This is a genomic window from Parapedomonas caeni (assembly GCF_041060555.1).
Classification (GTDB): domain Bacteria; phylum Pseudomonadota; class Alphaproteobacteria; order Sphingomonadales; family Sphingomonadaceae; genus CAUJIW01.
The window spans coordinates 1-15,652 of sequence record NZ_JBEUDS010000038.1 but is presented as its reverse complement, the minus strand read 5'-3'; the positions used below and the strand labels follow the sequence as shown (position 1 = coordinate 15,652).

Genomic DNA, 15,652 nt, shown 5'->3' with positions numbered 1-15,652 from the left:
AGAAACATCGAATTATTGGGGCGTGCTATGGATCACGAAAAGGTTGCAGCCAGCTTAGCTGAGCTAGGGAATAGTCACCGACTGTCCGTGTTCCGCTTTCTGGTCAAAGCTGGCCATGATGGGGCTTCGGTCGGAGATATCCAGAAGGGGCTGGGTATTCCTGCTTCGACGCTATCACATCACCTTGCGCGCATGGCCAAGGTAGGGCTGATCCGGCAGGAGAAACATAGCCGCACGATTGTCTGTATACCCGAGTATGGGCACCTAGAGAATTTGATCGGTTTCTTACAAGAGGAATGTTGTGCAGGTGTCCGGATTGCGCATGAACCAGAACCGCTTTGACGCTTGCCCAGCTCTCGCTGTCCTCCCTAGTCAGCATCGCTATGAAGACTCAGGCGAAGGTGGAAACAGAAAATTGGCAGTAGAGTAGGCTGAAGAGGATCAATCAGATAATCCGCTGAGAAAGATTTTCTTCTTTACATCTTTGGCATTTTATCAACCAGAAATTCCGGATACCCGAAATTCGCTGGTACTGGGTGTGTCTGAAACTCGGACATTCCAACTCCTGTAGTAAGGATAGGTCACTGAGCCATTCAACACGTGACCAAGTCGGGGTTAAATTCAAGCTGGCACGGCGAGAATGGTTGAGACTAAATTTTCTGGCATTAGAAATGCCCCAAGGTGATTACCAAGGGGCATTAAGACCATTAAGGCAGTAGTTTGGACTCAGAAGAAACCCAGCGGGTCGATGCTGTAGCTCACCAGCAGGTTCTTGGTCTGCTGGTAATGGTCAAGCATCATCTTGTGGGTTTCACGGCCAATACCCGACTTCTTGTATCCGCCAAAGGCCGCGTGCGCAGGATAGGCGTGGTAGCAGTTGGTCCACACGCGACCCGCCTGAATGCCCCGTCCCATGCGGTAGGCGCGATTCATGTCGCGGGTCCAGACGCCGGCACCCAGGCCATAGTCAGTATCGTTGGCGATGGCCAGTGCTTCGGCCTCGTCCTTGAAAGAGGTCACACCCAGCGTCGGCCCAAAGATCTCCTCCTGGAAAATGCGCATGTCGTTCTTGCCCGCCATCAGGGTCGGCTGCACGTAGTAACCGCCGGACAGATCACCGGACAGGTTGGCACTATCACCGCCGATCAGAATCTGTGCACCTTCCTGCCGACCGATCTCCATGTAGCTCATGATCTTGTCAAACTGTTCCTTGGAGGCCTGCGCACCAACCTGTGTCTCAGGATCCAGCGGATTGCCCTGCTTAATGGTCTTTGAACGCTCAACCACGATATCAAGGAAACGGTCATAGATGGATTCCTGGATCAGTGCACGGGAGGGACAGGTACACACTTCACCCTGGTTGAAGAAGCCCAGCAGCAGACCCTCCGCACACTTGTTAAGGTAGTCATCTTCATAGTCCAGAACATCCTCAAAGTAGATATTCGGTGACTTACCACCCAGCTCAACCGTTGAAGGAATGAGGTTGTTCGCCGCGCACTTGAGAATCTCATTACCCACCGCCGTCGAGCCGGTGAAGGCCAGCTTGGCAATGCGTGTACTTTGCGAGAGTGCCGCCCCCGCTTCCGCCCCGAAGCCGTTGACGATATTAACCACGCCAGCGGGCAGAATGTCCTGTATCAGCTCCATCACCAGGAGAATGGTCACCGGGGTCTGCTCGGCGGGCTTCATGACCACGCAGTTACCCGCGGCCAGCGCCGGCGCCAGTTTCCAGGCGGCCATCAGCAGGGGGAAGTTCCAGGGAATGATCTGGCCCACCACGCCGTAGGGCTCGTGGAAGTGATAGCTGGCCGTTGTCGCATCCAGTTCAGCGGCGCTGCCTTCCTGGGCCCTGATGCAGCCCGCAAAATAGCGGAAGTGGTCTACAAACAGGGGCAGGTCAGCATTCAGGGTCTCGCGTACGGCTTTACCATTCTCCCAGGTCTCCGCAACCGCCAGCATTTCAAGATTCTGCTCGACGCGGTCAGCGATCTTCAGCAGCAGGTTGGACCGGTCGGCTACCGAGGTGGCACCCCAACTTGCTCGCGCTGCATGCGCCGCATCAAGGGCCTTCTCAATATCCGCCGCCGAGGAACGGGCCACCTCACAGTACACCTGGCCGGTTACCGGAGTCACATTTTCGAAGTAACGGCCGTCAGCGGGCGCTACCCATTCGCCGCCGATGAAATTGTCATAGCGCGATTTGAAGGAAACTACAGATCCTTCCTGGCCGGGTTGTGCATACGTCATTTTATTTTCCTCATGTGATGGACAGATTGATTATGGGTTATAGGTAAAGCGAAATCAGGAAGGCGCCGGCTGTCTGAGCTGATACATCACCTGTGACAATGGACGTGAATACCTCTGGACTCAAAAATCTCCGTACAGCGGTCAAGCTCCGCGTCCGGCATGAACTTGCCTGTCCCTTCACCGAAGTCCAGACGCTGGACACTGCCGAAGCGTGGCAGCTTGTCGAGCCAAATCGGGTTGTACGGCAAGATCTGCATGTTCTTTACGCCGTTCTCGAGCATAAAGTCAGCAATGGCACTGAGGTTTTCATCCGTGTCGGTGATAAAGGGCACCAACGGGACCCGCGGCAGAACCTCGATCACCGAATCCCGTGCCAGGGCCTGGACCTTCCTGAAGTTCTCATGAATAGAATGGTTGGGAACGCCGCAGTACTGCTTGTGCGCATCGCTGTCCATCAACTTGAGATCAAAGTAGATGGTGTCGGTGTAGGGCAATACCAGTTTTTCAAATACCTTGTAATTGAATAGGCCCGCTGTCTGGATCAGCGTGTGGACATTCCGCTGCTTCAGCCGCGAAAACAGTTCGCCGACCGAATCCATCTGCATCAGTGCCTCGCCGCCGGAGACAGTGACACCGCCGCCGGAGGCCTCGAAGAAGGCCTCGTCCTCAAGCACCTTCTCCACCAGCTGATCCATGTCGATGTCATTGCCACAGCGCTCCAGTGCACCTGACGGGCAGACATCAACGCACTTGAAGCACTGGGTGCATTTGTCGCGGATGATCTTGTCGGGCGAACTCAGGTCGATCGCCTGCTCGGGGCAGGCGTCAGCACAGTCGTGACAGCTGATGCACTTCTCTGCATCATAGGAGAGTTCGTAACCGGTGTTGATGCTTTCCGGATTCTGGCACCAGATACAAGACAGCGGGCAGCCCTTGAAGAACACCACAGTGCGAATGCCCGGCCCGTCGTCCAGGGAGTTTCTCTTGATGTCGAAGTACAGCGATGCCTTCCTTGGCTCGGTAACTGCTATCGCATCAATCAGGCTTGCATCAGGTCTCATACACTGCTCCGGGATATCACCTCATCCTGCATTTCAGGTGATAGATCGTTATTGAGGTAGGCCTGCGAACTGCCCAAGGTTCAGCTCGCAGGCACACTTTGGTAAAACTCTACGAACAGAGTTAAGGTAGGACAAAAGTAGTCTCAGCTCAGCCCCTCCTGTTACTACTACGCGATATCACCTCATCCTGCATTTCCGGCGACAGATCGTTGAAGTATGCCGAGTAGCCCGATACCCGAATCAGCAGGTTGGGGTGCAACTCCGGGTTGTCCCGTGCTTCAATCAGGATTTTCGGATCCAGCATATTGGCCTGCACCTGCATACCGTGCCGTTTGAAGTACACCTTATACAAGCTGGCTAGCGCATCTCGTCCCTCTTCACAGTCGTAACTGGAGGCATCCAGCTTGATATTGAAGTTGATGCCATTGGGAAACTTCTTGAAATCGATCCGGTTCATCGAATTGATCAAGGCGGTGGTACCTCGCTTGTCCGCTCCGTTTTCAGGCGCAAAACCCGAGGCGAAGGTCTCACCAGCCCGGCGACCGTTGGGTGTAGCGCCAGTCAAACTGCCAAAATGCGTATGGGAAGTATTGGAGTACACGCCCGCCAGGTACTGGCCGCCACGGGTATTCTTGCCCAGGGCGTGAATGGAATCGGAGTAGTGATCCCCGACCCACTTCATCCAGGCATCCGCCTTGGGAATATCGTTGCCAAATTTATCGATGCCTTTCAGCCTGGTCCGCACAACCTCATCCGAGAGATTGTCTTTCAGGTGAGCGACCAGCTCCTCAAGGGTGAGCCACTTGTCCTCGAACACAGCACTCTCAATGGCCCTCAGGGAATCGGCCACGACCGCCATGCCGGTGCCCTGGATACCGGAGAAATTGTACTTCGCGCCACCCTGTGTAGAGCAAACACCCTGCTCGAGACAGCCTTCCAGCGTAGCGCTGGTGATCGGGGTGGGGTGGTACTTGGCGTGGAACTGTTCACACTTCTGCAAATCCGCGTGCAGCTTGCCCAGCTGATGCTTCACCTGCACCTTGTAGGCGTCCAATACGTCATCCATGCTCTTCATGCTGGAGACCGGGGGTGTCTTGACACCGATCTGTCGGTCAGAACCAAACTGGCACCCCTCGTTGAGCGCCATTTCCAGGGCCAGGACCATGTTGTACATCCCGGCGTCGGTGGAACCCAGGGTCTTGCCCGGCGCCGTGGGCTCAACACAGCCGATGGCGACATAGTCCCTGGCATCCTCCAGGGAATAACCGACATTCATCATGGACTCGATGATGATCTCGTCGTTATACATGGCGGGCGCCGAACCCGGGCCGAAGTTCACCCGGATGACCTCATCGTAGAATGCCTTGGGTGTGTTCTCGTGGAGACGGACGTGGAAGTTGGGCTGGCGCATGCGCAACTCATCGGCGAGCTCCAACAAAATGAAACTCAGTTCATTGGTCGCATCGTTGCCCTCGGAGTCCTGACCACCGATGGTCACTACCTCCCAGCTGGTCAATCCACCGAGCATGCTGGTCACCTCGTCGGAGTACCAGGGGATGGTTTCGCATAGCTTTACGCAGAAAGCTCCCAGAATATCTTTCGCCTCTTGTCTTGAAATACGTCCAGCCGCCAAATCCTCTTCATAGTAGGAATTCAGGAATTGGTCCACGCGGCCCGGACAGGTGGTTTCACCTATTGTCTCCTGGAAAATGGCGATGTGGGTGAGGGTCATTGATTGGACCGCTTCATAGAAACTGGTTGCGCCATAACGTGGTACGCGAGCGCAGACCTCCGCAATCCGCTCTAGTTCAAGTTTCCGCTGAGGGTCCGCTTCAGCCTCTGCCAGCCTACGCGCCTCGGTCGCATAGCGGTCACCAAACTCTGCCAGCGCATTCATTGAGATTTTCACAGACTGGTAGAAGTCCAGCTTGGAGGGATCGTTGGTTTGTGCCTCGAAGGCCTCCACCTCGGCGATGATGCCCTCGGCACCCAGTTTGATCACTTTCTCGTAGCCGGGTGCCAGGTGAGCAATACCACCAGCCTCATACAATTGGTACTGCAGTGCTTCAGTCTGCTCCTTAACAAAGCGCATCTGCTCTTCCTGCCCGTCAAAGGCAAGATAAACCATATTCTTGTCCATCCAGAACGGAATATATGACTGGAGTTTTGCCTGCTCGTCTTCGCTGATCTCGAGAGGATTGACCTTGCGGGTGGGTAGTTTGTCGACACCAATCATTAGGCCCAGACCGCCAAACTCCGGATAACAGATGCCGGCGACCCGTTTGGAGGTGAAGTTGCCAACAATCAGCTCGTCAGGATAGATTTTCACCGTTTTGTTGGCCAGGACGTGGCGTGTCGCTTCAGCTATCTGAACGGCCGTAGATTTCCCATTGTTGGCCTCATCCATGTAATACTCTGACCAAAGCACTGCGCGCTCGATGCAGGCACCGTAGGTAGCCTCGTCGACAGCTTTCTTCAGGCGAGCGACTCGAGCACCATCTTCCAGTGACTGACCAACGACATTAGTAATTGCATTCATATTTCACCTCGCGTCTCAGCGGTTGCTTTACATGTCGCCCCGTCTTAAACGAAGCACATACTATGGAGAGTACAAGGAGTGGTAGTGTCCCGTCAAGTGGTGTAATTCCGGTCTCCAGTTTCATTGCTTCAGGCGGCCTCAGACTGTGGCAGTAGGTTGGCCTGGTCTTCCTTGCTCAGCACGCGCGCCAACGTCTCTTGGCTCATGTAGCGGCGTGTCACCTGCCATTCATCTGTTTGCTCAGCGAGTAGCGTTCCCACGAGCCGCATGATGGCAGCGTTGTTCGGGAAGATACCCACCACCCGCGAGCGGCGTTTGATTTCCTTGTTCAATCGCTCCAGGGAATTCGTCGATGCCAGCTGAGGCCAGTGCTCTTTCGGGAAGCTCATGAAGGCAAGCACGTCGTCCTCGGCGCTGTCCATGAGCTCCGCTACCTTGGCGAAGCGCTCTCGCAGCTTGTCAGCGGTTTCTCGCCACTGCTGGCGTGCCTCCTGCTGGTTCTCCTGCACGAAGGCCGTGCGGATCACGGCGGCCACCATGGAGTGCTGCTTGCGCGGGACATGGGCCAGCGCATTGCGCATGAAGTGCACCCGGCAGCGTTGCCAGGTAGCTCCTATGACCTTGGCAATCGCCTGCTTCAGGCCCTCGTGGGCATCCGAGACCACCAGTCGCACGCCTGACAGGCCACGGCGCACCAGGCTGCGTAGGAACTCGGTCCAGAAGGCTTCAGTCTCGGCCGGACCCACAGCCATGCCCAAGGTTTCCCGGCGACCTTCGCTGCTGACGCCAACGGCAACAACCACCGCTTGGCTGCTGACAGCGCCACGCTCGCGCGATTTTAGATAGGTCGCATCCAGCCAGACGTAGGCCCATGGGCCCTCCAGCGGGCGATTCAGGAAAGCCTCGACGCGCTCGTCCAGTTCCTCGCACAGTCGCGATACCTGGCTCTTGGAGATGCCGCTCATACCCATCGCCTGCACCAGATCATCGACCTTGCGGGTCGATATCCCCTTCACATACGCCTCCTGCACAACAGCCACCAACGCCTGCTCCGAGGCCTTCCGGGGCTCCAGGAAGCTCGGCAGGTAACTGCCCGTGCGCAGCTTCGGAATTCGCAGGTCCATCGTTCCCAATCGTGTCTCCAGTGTGCGCTCGCGATAGCCGTTGCGCTGGTTGACCCGGCCCTCACTGCGTTCATGTCGGCCGGCGCCGCAACGCTGCTCCGCCTCTGCATCCATCAGTCGCTGCAGGACCAGTTCGCCCAGCTCCCTCAGTAAATCACCGTCCGCATGCTTTTCAGCCAGCTCAATCAATGCCATCCTGTCCTCGGTCATCGTGGTGTCTCTCCGTGATTGGTGAAGGTGTCGTAACCTCCAGTTTACGGAGACCCACGGTGGCCGCCACCCCACCGTGAAGATTTACACCACTCATGAGGACACTACCCAACAATTGCAGAAGATGACATATGAACAAGAACAATATCATCAGCCTTACAGTTATGACCTTGCTTGCCACCGCTGTTCAGGCAGTGAGTGCCGAACAGCAACCGGGCACTGGATTCATCGAAGGCAGTCAACTGTCGGTATTGAACCGCAACTACTATTACAACAGTGACAATCACAGTGGCGGGAAGGATGGACGGGAATGGGGCCATAGTATCCTGTCCGCATTCACCTCGGGATATACCTCCGGTACAGTCGGTTTTGGCCTGGATGCCCATGCCTATCTGGCACTGAAACTGGACTCGGGTCGCGGACGCAATCGCTCGGACATGTTCCCCATGAAAAGCAATGGCGCCTCGCGTGATGAGTCCACTTCCGCCGGCGCGGCCGTGAAAATGCGTATTTCCAGGAGCGAACTCAAGTACGGGGATCTGCGCCCCTATAACCCGGTATTCGCCCTGGCCGATACCCGCATGTTCCCCGCCACGGCCACGGGCTTCATGTTTACCAGCAGCGAAATAGATGATCTGTATATCGACGCAGGCCACTTTACCTCGGGCAAGGATTACAACCAGACCCACGGCGATGGTGATTTCTTTGCCGGTTACGCCGGAGTAAAAGGAGGCAATGTCGACTATCTCGGCGGCTCCTACGGCATTGACGATAACACCAGCGTGACGCTTTACACCTCCCGCTACGAAGACCTGTGGCGTCAGCACTACCTCAACGGCAACTACACCCTGCCACTGGGAGAGCAGCGCGCACTGAACCTGGATGCCAACATCTACCGCACCACAGAGCAGGGCCAGGCCCTGGCCGGGAACATAGACGTCACTGCCTGGTCACTGGCCGCTGCCTACAGCATCGGTGCCCACACCCTGACCCTCGGCTACCAGAAGATCCACGGCGACCAGCCCCTGGACTACCTGGTGATGAGCGGCGGCGGTTTTCAGGACTCCATCTACCTGGGCAACGCCTCGCAATATGCCAACTTCAACGGACCGAACGAAAGATCCTGGCGCGTAGGCTATGATCTCGACCTTTCTGCTATCGGCCTGCCTGGCGCCAGCTTCTCCATACGGCATGTGCGTGGCAGCGATATCGACGGCACGCACACCTCGGCGGACAGCGCCTATTACGGCCTGTACGGCAAGAACGACAAACACCACACCACCGACCTCGATGCGCGTTATGTGGTGCAGAGCGGCGTTGCCAAGGATCTGCTGATTCGCGTGCGCCATGCACGGCATCGCATGACCTCCGGCAATTCGAATGTCGATGTGGATCGCTTCCGCCTGGTTCTCGAATATCCGGTGAGTATCTTCTAGGCCGCCTGGTTGTCGATTGCGCGGTGGCTGTGTGTTGCCACCGCGCTTTTCACTCGCCAGCGCAAGCTGCCCGGACCATGATCCAACGTGTTATCCCGTACGCTGTGCCTGTACGCAGAAGCGCCGGAACCCTCCGGCCAGCAGCCCATCGATCCAGGCCTCGCAGATCAGCACGGCTTCGGCGGGTGTGAAGGTATCGGGATCCAGCCCGTGCTCAAGCCACAATCCGTCCAACAATGCCGTCAGGCCAATGGCCGCCAGGCCGCTATCAAAATCGACCCAACACTGCTCCAGCGCCAGTTGCCCAAGGGCATGCGCCAGTATCGATCGATACTCCTTGTAGGACTTGTCGTGCGCATGATTGATCGCTTCCGCCGTCTTCACCGCGCCCCAGAACGCCAGCCACGCCTCCAGCAGGTGCGGGTTCAACAGTTTCTCCGAGAGCGAAGCCTGGAAAAATGCCGATAGCCGCTCGCGGGCACCCTGGCCAGCGGCATTCTGCATCGCCTCGCGCAACTGTCCCATCACCTGGCGCGTGATGGCCTGATAGGCTTCGGCAACCAACTCATCCTTGCCGGCATAATGGTGGCTGATCAGCCCGGGAGATACACCAGCCTGGGCGCAGATCTTGCGCACCGACATTCCCTGGAAGCCATATTGCTTGAGACAAACGAGGGTTGCATCGATGAGATGCGCCTTGCGCACCTCGGGGTCCATGCGGGTGAAGTGCACCTGTGACGCCATTTCATGATCCTTAACCGTCTTCGCTGGTTGTCAGTATACGTTCGCCTGTTGAATAACTGTACAGCAAACACTACAGGACGCAGCTCAGCTCCGAATCACGTGCCGCTTGTGGCTCCGATACCGGGCTACCGGTACACTGGCGAGCGTTTTCCCGTGGAATAACCCGCATGTTTCATATCGCCCTGCTCGAACCCGAGATCCCGCCCAATACCGGCAATATCATCCGCCTGTGCGCCAATGCCGGCTGCCAACTGCACCTGATCGAACCGCTGGGCTTCGAGCTGGATGACAAGCGGCTGCGCCGGGCCGGGCTGGATTACCATGAATATGCGGCAGTACGCACCCACAGCGATCTGGACAGCTGCCTGGCCAGCGTGCGCCCGAATCGGGTATTCGCGCTCAGCACCAAGGGTCGTATATGGACTCCTCCCGGTTTGCCAGTAAAAAACAGTGCTTTTGAACCAAGGTACGACTGCTACCGTATATCCGGCTTCTACTGAAGTGGTTTGTCACTTCGAGCCTTGATGAAGTAGTCGCTCATGTGCAGCTGATCGGATTAGCGGCCTTTTTATACAGCGGGCCTCCGGGTCTCTAAGCCTTCACACATGCCGGTTCGACCGGTTCGTCATCACTGTCTGTCACTGTGCAATCGTGGTGGATCTTCTACGGTGTTGCGCTTGCTGCGGTGTTGCCTGTTGCTCGGTTGCTGCGTTCAACACGCAGCGTTGTGATAGCTCTCGCCCTTGCTCAAGAGCGCCCAGATGATCCGGGCATTCTTGTTCGCCAGGGCCACTGTGGCGATGTTCGTGTTGCGCCTGGATTTGACCTCATTGATCCAGATACTGCGTGGGTCGGTCTTTTTCGCACTCGCGTTGAGGGCAGACCGGGCGCCATGGATCAGCAAGGTGCGCAAGTACGTATCACCTCGCTTGCTGATGCTGCCCAGGCGCTCCTTGCCGCCGCTTGAATGTTGGTTGGGCACCAAGCCCAGCCAAGCGGCCAACTGGCGCCCCGACTTGAACTGGCTCGCATCGCCTACCGCCGCCACCATCGCCGTGGCGCTGATAGGGCCAAGGCCCTCGATCTGCATCAGGCGTTGTACTCGCTCATCCTGACGCGCCTGCTGCTGAATCAGGCGATCCAGATGGGCGATGCGTTTGTCTTTCTCCTGCAGTTCATCCTGCAGCTCACTCATCAGCCCGCGCATGGCAACCGGCAGGCTGCTGTCTTCTTCCAGCACCTCAGCCAGCAGTGCGCGAGTAGCCGGCACACCCTTGCGGGCCGCGATCAGGCCGAACTCTCCCAGCAAACCCCGAACCTCGTTGGCCAGTGCCGTTCTCGCCCTGATCGCCCGGCTTCTGATCCGGTGCACAGACAGGGCAGCCTGCTGCTCCTCGCTCTTGACCGGCACATAGCGCATCGTCGGACGGCTACCGGCCTCGCAAATCGCCTCAGCATCGTTGGCGTCGTTCTTGCCACCCTTGACGTAGGGTTTGACGAACTGCGGAGCGATCAAGCGCACCTCATGACCCAGCGCGCGGAACTGCCGCGCCCAGTAATGACTTCCCCCGCAGGCCTCCATCACCACCAGGCAAGGCTCCAGCTGCCTGAAGAAATCAAGCAGCCTTGCACGCTTGATTTGCTTGCGGCAGACGACCTGCTCATGACTGTCTACGCCGTGAACCTGAAAAACCTGCTTTGCCAGATCGACGCCAATTCGTTTAAGTTTCATCTCGACTCCTCCCTCTGGGACCGGTTGGTAACACCTCCAGTCTGGCGCACTGACGCCGTAGGAGGGAGGAGTCCATTTCATTGGATTACGCCTTCGGCTAATCCAGGCTACGGAGCTGGTCACCGGCGAGGAAGAAATCATCCGCGAAGGCGCCACGCACTTCTGCTGTACCGTGGAGGAGTTCGCCCGCTTCCGCCATCTGCACTGGGATGTGGTGGTGGTCGATGAAGTACAGATGGTGGCTGACCCGCAACGCGGCTGGGCCTGGGTCGATGCACTGGTCAGCGCACATACGCCGCAACTGATGATGACCGGCCCCGCCCTGATTCAACCCTCCTTGCGCACGCTCTGCGAACTCTGCGAGGACAAGCTGGTGGTGCAGCGCACCAAGCGCCTGTCCCCGGTTGAGGTCGCCCGCCACGCCACGACGCTGCAGCGCCTGGAACCCGGCTCGCTGCTGGTGGCGTTCAGCCGCAAGCTGGTGCTGGAACTCAAGGGCATGCTCGAAAGCGCTGGCAAGAGCGTCTCGGTAGTCTATGGCGCGCTCTCGCCCGAGGTGCGTCGCGAGCAGGCCCGGCGCTTTCGCGAAGGCGAGGCGGACATCATGGTCGCTACCGATGCGGTCGGCATGGGCCTCAACCTGCCGGCGCACACGCTGTGCTTCTATACCGATGAGAAATTCGACGGCATTCAGAATCGTCAGCTCAAGGTGCAGGAGGTCAAGCAGATCGGCGGCCGCGCCGGGCGCTTCGGCCATCACGACAGCGGCGAAATCACCGCGCTCGATCCGCAGACACTCAAATCCATCCGTCGCCTGTTCAACAGCCCGGATGCGCCGGTGGACCTCAGCCAGTTCCAGGTGCGCCCATCCATCGATCACCTGGCCGCCATCTCCGAGCTGATGGGCGAGCTGAGCCTGCTGCGCGCCTGGCTGACCTTCAACCGCAATATCAATTACGGCGAGGCCTTCATTTCGGTGCTGCCGGACGAACTGGCCGAATGGATCGAGCTGATCGACGACCCGAAAATTCCACTCTGGCTGCGCTGGACGTTCGCCTGCACGCCGATCCGCGGCGGCTTCGACAGCCCGGCCAGTCAGCATGCCCAACGCTGGATCAAGCGAGTCGCCGAAGGCCAAGCCATTCCGATGCCCAAGCTGCTGCTCGGCAGCGATCTGGCCAGCCTGGAAAGCACCCTGCATGTGGTGGAAACCTACCTGCATCTGGCCCGCAGCCTCCCCGAGCATTTTCCCGAGCACGACGACGGTGAAGACGCGCGCAAGCTGCTCAACGACGCCATCACCCGTGAACTGTCACGCCAGCGCAAACCGCGGGCGGTTCAACGGGGTGGCGGCCGCAAGGCCCGCCGAAAGCGCTGACGCCATGCCAGTCCGCCCATGTGTGGCTGGCATAGACCAGTGGTTGCTACCCACCCTTCCGCGCAGGACAGCGCTCTGTGGTGTTTGTTCCAGGTAAAAATGTCCGAAATGTTCGAATTTTTACTTTGACAGTTGCTTTCTTTGCCTCTAAGTTTTCGTTTCCGAACAATTCCGAACGAACGCAGTGCTCGGAATAAAACAAAAACAAACGAACGAGGCTCCGCGCATGAGTACGCCCATCGTCCCGACGCTCAAGGGACAATGCATCGCCGAATTTCTCGGCACTGCCCTTCTCATCTTTTTCGGTACCGGCTGCGTCGCAGCGCTCAAGCTCGGCGGCGCCGATCTGGGGCTGTGGGAAATCTGCATCATCTGGGGCATCGGTGTTTCGATGGCGGTGTATCTTGCCGCCGGCGTTTCCGGTGCTCACCTGAACCCTGCCGTTACCATCGCGCTGTGGCTGTTCGGCACCTTCGAACGGCACCGCGTCCCGGCTTACATCCTGGCGCAGGTGGCCGGCGCCTTCTGTTCCGCTGCGTTGGTCTACGGGCTGTACAGCAGCCTGTTCTTCGATTTCGAACAGGCCCACCAGATGGTCCGCGGCAGCGTCGAGAGTCTTGAGCTCGCTTCTATCTTCTCCACCTACCCGCACGCCTCGTTGTCATTCGGCCAGGCGTTCCTCGTGGAAGTAGTGATCACCGCCATTCTGCTGGCGATGATCATGGCCATCACAGACGACGGCAACGGCTTGCCAAGCGGCCCACTGGCCCCCCTACTGATAGGCCTGCTGATCGCCGTCATCGGTGGCGCGATGGGCCCGCTGACTGGCTCCGCGATGAATCCTGCGCGGGATTTCGGGCCCAAGTTGATGACCTTCTTCGCAGGCTGGGGCGACGTCGCTTTCACTGGAGGGAAAGACATTCCGTATTTCCTGGTTCCGATTTTTGCCCCGATTCTCGGTGCCTGCCTGGGTGCCGCGGGTTACAAGGCGCTGATCTGCCGGCATCTGCCAGGCGTTGGCTCGGCCGCCTGTGATGTACCGATACCCAAGGAAAAGGCCCCTGCCGAAATGGGCTCCGCACAGCCCGATGTCAGCAAAGTTCGCTAAGGAAACGTCGCCATGAGTAATCAGGGTATACGGATTTAATGGTTGATGGGGCACCTTTACCCCACCAACCTGATACCATTATCAGATGGTTGATAGATCGACTCCGTAGTTGAGTTCCTCTGCGAAGTCCGGCAGTCCGTAACCGATGGTTTTCTTGTAGAAAGGAGAGACCTTCGCAGTCGGTGCCTTCTTCTTGTGCTTCGTGGTGTAGAGCATTCGTGCCCGCATCACCTCGAAGGAGTAACCGCGCCCTTCACGGTTCTTGTCCTTGGCCAGTCGGTTGATGGACTCCGTGTAAGCGTTGGTGACGGGCATGTCCGTCTCGAAGTAGGTCATGGTCTCTTCGCGCCAGTTTCCCACTGCCCTGACCAGATCGCTCCAGACTTCCTTTTGGCCCTTCGGGATGGTGGCTATCCACTCGTCCAGGGCGGCTTCTGCCTGGAGCCGTGTGGTGGCGTCCCAGATGCCGTAGAAGCGCTCCTTGTGCTCGTAGGCGGCCAGCAGTTGCGGGAACGCGCCTGTCCAGGTCTCCATGATGAGGCGCTCCCGGTCTGAGACTTCGTGAGCGCGTTTCAGCAGGATTTTCCGGTCTCCCTTGAGAGTCCGGCTCTGGGACGGTTTCAGCTCCTTTCTGAGGCCCTTGCGCACTCTCTCTAGGGCATCGTTGGCCATGCGCACCACATGGAACTTATCGACCACGATACGGGCCTGGGGCAGCACAGCCTTGACCGCTGCCCGGTAGGGGTTCCACATGTCCATGCTGACGATCTCGACCTTCTGCCGGTCTTTCAGCTTCATCAGGTAGTTGGTCACCACGTCCTGGCGGCGGGTGGCCAGCAGGTCGAGCAGGGTTCGCTCCTCAATGTTGGTCAGAATGCAGCGGTAGCGCTTGTTCAGGTATAGCTCGTCAATGCCCAGGATGCGGGGCGTCTCGAAGCGGTGCCAGCGCCCCAGGAACTCGGCGCGGGCGTTGAAGATGTCGCGCACCGTCTTCTCGTCCAGGCCGGTCTGTGCCGCCACAAAGGTGTAGGGGTGGTTGAAGGATTCCTTCTCCACGTACTCATGCAGCCGCAGTGTCATACGGAATCCGTCCACCATCTCCGGTAGCTGGGGCCTGAATGTTGTCTTGCAGGCCCGGCAGGTGTATCGGCGGCGGACCACCCAGAGAGTGACCCGCTTGCCGTGGATGGGCAGATCACGATAGGGAACGTCACGCTTGCCGAACCGCACGAACTCACCCTGCACGCCGCACCCCTCGCAGGCTACTGGTGTAGGTGCTTCAAGCCGAAAATGTATGTCTTCATTCTGCTCATCAGAATCCACCAACTGGTACCCAGGAAGGCTTAACGAATTAATCATCTCCCGCCTTGATCAGAAAAACAGGTAGGTGGCGTAACCGGCAATCATCGCCATAGCAAAAATGACTGCTAAAAACGCCGCTAAAAGCTTCAGCGTGAACAAAGAGCGCAACAGAATGAGCTCAGTCAGGCTGGCTCCGGCACTGCCGATGATCAACGCTAGCACCGTCCCGGCACCCACGCCTTTGGCCATCAGAGCCGCTGCCAGAGGTATGACGGCTTCAGCGCGAATATACAACGGCACGCCGATGACAGCGGCAACTGGAATGGCAAAGGGATTATCTGGGCCTGCATACTGCTCCAATAAGTCAGTGGGCATGAAACCATAGATCACGCTGCCAATCGCAATACCGATGAGCAGGTAAGGCAACACATCGATTGCGGATTCCGAGGTGATCGCGCGCGGTGTTCCGATTTGATCGCGCGCGGTGTTCCGAGGTGATGGCGCGCAGCGTTCCGAGAATTATCCGCGCAGCATTCCGAGGTGATGGCGCGCAGTTTGAGGTTAGGCTCACCTGATCGTTGGAGCATTCTTTCGGCCGGACAGCGGTTGGAGGAATGCATGCCGACGAGGAGAGTTGCGATGCGCCATGTGCGCGAGATTTTGCGTCTGAGCCTGGACTGCGGGCTTTCGACGCGGGTAGTTGGCGAGCGGGTCGGGGTCGGATCGACGACGGTCCGGGATACGCTTCGGCGGTTCAGTCGGTCGGGGCTG

Annotated in this window: 14 protein-coding genes; 6 read left to right on the top strand and 8 right to left on the bottom strand. The window is 58.0% G+C overall.

Annotated elements, in window-relative coordinates; translation table 11 throughout:
* Positions 1 to 342, top strand: a 342-nt coding sequence (locus tag ABU113_RS16395) for an ArsR/SmtB family transcription factor (protein ID WP_454560551.1), incomplete at its 5' end; no start/stop codon positions are given.
* A gap of 384 nt (positions 343 to 726) precedes the next feature.
* On the opposite strand, the gene exaC is transcribed toward ABU113_RS16395, so the two are convergent.
* The 4 genes from exaC to ABU113_RS16375 all read right to left on the bottom strand — a co-directional run bounded on the left by exaC (position 727) and on the right by ABU113_RS16375 (position 7,181).
* On the bottom strand, positions 727 to 2,247 hold the full coding sequence (gene exaC / locus ABU113_RS16390) for an acetaldehyde dehydrogenase ExaC (protein ID WP_116369214.1): 1,521 nt from the start codon (positions 2,245 to 2,247) through the stop codon (positions 727 to 729).
* Between the two features lie 86 nt (positions 2,248 to 2,333).
* A complete protein-coding gene (locus tag ABU113_RS16385) occupies positions 2,334 to 3,308 on the bottom strand; it encodes a glycyl-radical enzyme activating protein (protein WP_454560550.1) in 975 nt (324 codons plus the stop codon).
* Between the two features lie 148 nt (positions 3,309 to 3,456).
* A complete protein-coding gene (locus ABU113_RS16380) occupies positions 3,457 to 5,847 on the bottom strand; it encodes a pyruvate formate lyase family protein (protein ID WP_454560549.1) in 2,391 nt (796 codons plus the stop codon).
* 128 nt (positions 5,848 to 5,975) lie between these two features.
* A complete protein-coding gene (locus tag ABU113_RS16375) occupies positions 5,976 to 7,181 on the bottom strand; it encodes an IS256 family transposase (RefSeq protein ID WP_027951106.1) in 1,206 nt (401 codons plus the stop codon).
* Positions 7,182 to 7,312: 131 nt separating this feature from the next.
* On the opposite strand from ABU113_RS16375, the gene ABU113_RS16370 reads away from it, so the two are divergent.
* Complete coding sequence (locus ABU113_RS16370) at positions 7,313 to 8,617, top strand: OprD family porin (protein WP_454560548.1); 1,305 nt, start codon at positions 7,313 to 7,315, stop codon at positions 8,615 to 8,617.
* 90 nt (positions 8,618 to 8,707) lie between these two features.
* Here the strand turns inward: ABU113_RS16370 and ABU113_RS16365 are convergent, their stop codons facing one another.
* Positions 8,708 to 9,361 carry a TetR family transcriptional regulator C-terminal domain-containing protein gene (locus tag ABU113_RS16365; protein ID WP_454560547.1) on the bottom strand — a complete coding sequence of 218 codons (654 nt, stop codon included), beginning with the start codon at positions 9,359 to 9,361 and terminating at the stop codon, positions 8,708 to 8,710.
* Between the two features lie 167 nt (positions 9,362 to 9,528).
* Here ABU113_RS16365 and ABU113_RS16360 point away from each other — a divergent pair, with 167 nt between their 5' ends.
* Positions 9,529 to 9,861 carry a tRNA (cytidine(34)-2'-O)-methyltransferase gene (locus ABU113_RS16360; RefSeq protein ID WP_454560546.1) on the top strand — a complete coding sequence of 111 codons (333 nt, stop codon included), beginning with the start codon at positions 9,529 to 9,531 and terminating at the stop codon, positions 9,859 to 9,861.
* Positions 9,862 to 10,073: 212 nt separating this feature from the next.
* Here the strand turns inward: ABU113_RS16360 and ABU113_RS16355 are convergent, their stop codons facing one another.
* Positions 10,074 to 11,093 carry an IS110 family RNA-guided transposase gene (locus ABU113_RS16355; protein ID WP_254500652.1) on the bottom strand — a complete coding sequence of 340 codons (1,020 nt, stop codon included), beginning with the start codon at positions 11,091 to 11,093 and terminating at the stop codon, positions 10,074 to 10,076.
* A gap of 79 nt (positions 11,094 to 11,172) precedes the next feature.
* Between ABU113_RS16355 and ABU113_RS16350 the strand changes: the two genes are divergently transcribed.
* Positions 11,173 to 12,471 (top strand): helicase-related protein, encoded by a 1,299-nt coding sequence (locus tag ABU113_RS16350; protein ID WP_454560553.1) that lies wholly within the window; start codon positions 11,173 to 11,175, stop codon positions 12,469 to 12,471.
* A 226-nt stretch (positions 12,472 to 12,697) separates the two neighbouring features.
* Positions 12,698 to 13,579: an MIP/aquaporin family protein gene (locus tag ABU113_RS16345; RefSeq protein WP_454560545.1), complete on the top strand. Its 882-nt coding sequence runs from the start codon at positions 12,698 to 12,700 to the stop codon at positions 13,577 to 13,579.
* A gap of 81 nt (positions 13,580 to 13,660) precedes the next feature.
* On the opposite strand, the gene ABU113_RS16340 is transcribed toward ABU113_RS16345, so the two are convergent.
* Together ABU113_RS16340 and ABU113_RS16335 are read right to left on the bottom strand one after the other, a co-directional pair.
* Positions 13,661 to 14,938 carry an ISL3 family transposase gene (locus ABU113_RS16340; RefSeq protein ID WP_000610830.1) on the bottom strand — a complete coding sequence of 426 codons (1,278 nt, stop codon included), beginning with the start codon at positions 14,936 to 14,938 and terminating at the stop codon, positions 13,661 to 13,663.
* A gap of 12 nt (positions 14,939 to 14,950) precedes the next feature.
* Positions 14,951 to 15,334 carry a permease gene (locus tag ABU113_RS16335; RefSeq protein WP_454560552.1) on the bottom strand — a complete coding sequence of 128 codons (384 nt, stop codon included), beginning with the start codon at positions 15,332 to 15,334 and terminating at the stop codon, positions 14,951 to 14,953.
* A 90-nt stretch (positions 15,335 to 15,424) separates the two neighbouring features.
* On the opposite strand from ABU113_RS16335, the gene ABU113_RS16330 reads away from it, so the two are divergent.
* On the top strand, positions 15,425 to 15,652 hold a 228-nt coding region (locus tag ABU113_RS16330), incomplete at its 3' end, for a helix-turn-helix domain-containing protein (protein WP_454560544.1).

Excerpts from the sequence above, each read along its gene's own strand:
- exaC (WP_116369214.1), bottom strand. The coding sequence starts at position 2,247 with ATGACGTATGCACAACCCGGCCAGGAAGGATCTGTAGTTTCCTTCAAA.
- ABU113_RS16385 (WP_454560550.1), bottom strand. The coding sequence starts at position 3,308 with ATGAGACCTGATGCAAGCCTGATTGATGCGATAGCAGTTACCGAGCCA.
- ABU113_RS16380 (WP_454560549.1), bottom strand. The coding sequence starts at position 5,847 with ATGAATGCAATTACTAATGTCGTTGGTCAGTCACTGGAAGATGGTGCT.
- ABU113_RS16375 (WP_027951106.1), bottom strand. The coding sequence starts at position 7,181 with ATGACCGAGGACAGGATGGCATTGATTGAGCTGGCTGAAAAGCATGCG.
- ABU113_RS16370 (WP_454560548.1), top strand. The coding sequence starts at position 7,313 with ATGAACAAGAACAATATCATCAGCCTTACAGTTATGACCTTGCTTGCC.
- ABU113_RS16365 (WP_454560547.1), bottom strand. The coding sequence starts at position 9,361 with ATGGCGTCACAGGTGCACTTCACCCGCATGGACCCCGAGGTGCGCAAG.
- ABU113_RS16360 (WP_454560546.1), top strand. The coding sequence starts at position 9,529 with ATGTTTCATATCGCCCTGCTCGAACCCGAGATCCCGCCCAATACCGGC.
- ABU113_RS16355 (WP_254500652.1), bottom strand. The coding sequence starts at position 11,093 with ATGAAACTTAAACGAATTGGCGTCGATCTGGCAAAGCAGGTTTTTCAG.
- ABU113_RS16345 (WP_454560545.1), top strand. The coding sequence starts at position 12,698 with ATGAGTACGCCCATCGTCCCGACGCTCAAGGGACAATGCATCGCCGAA.
- ABU113_RS16340 (WP_000610830.1), bottom strand. The coding sequence starts at position 14,938 with ATGATTAATTCGTTAAGCCTTCCTGGGTACCAGTTGGTGGATTCTGAT.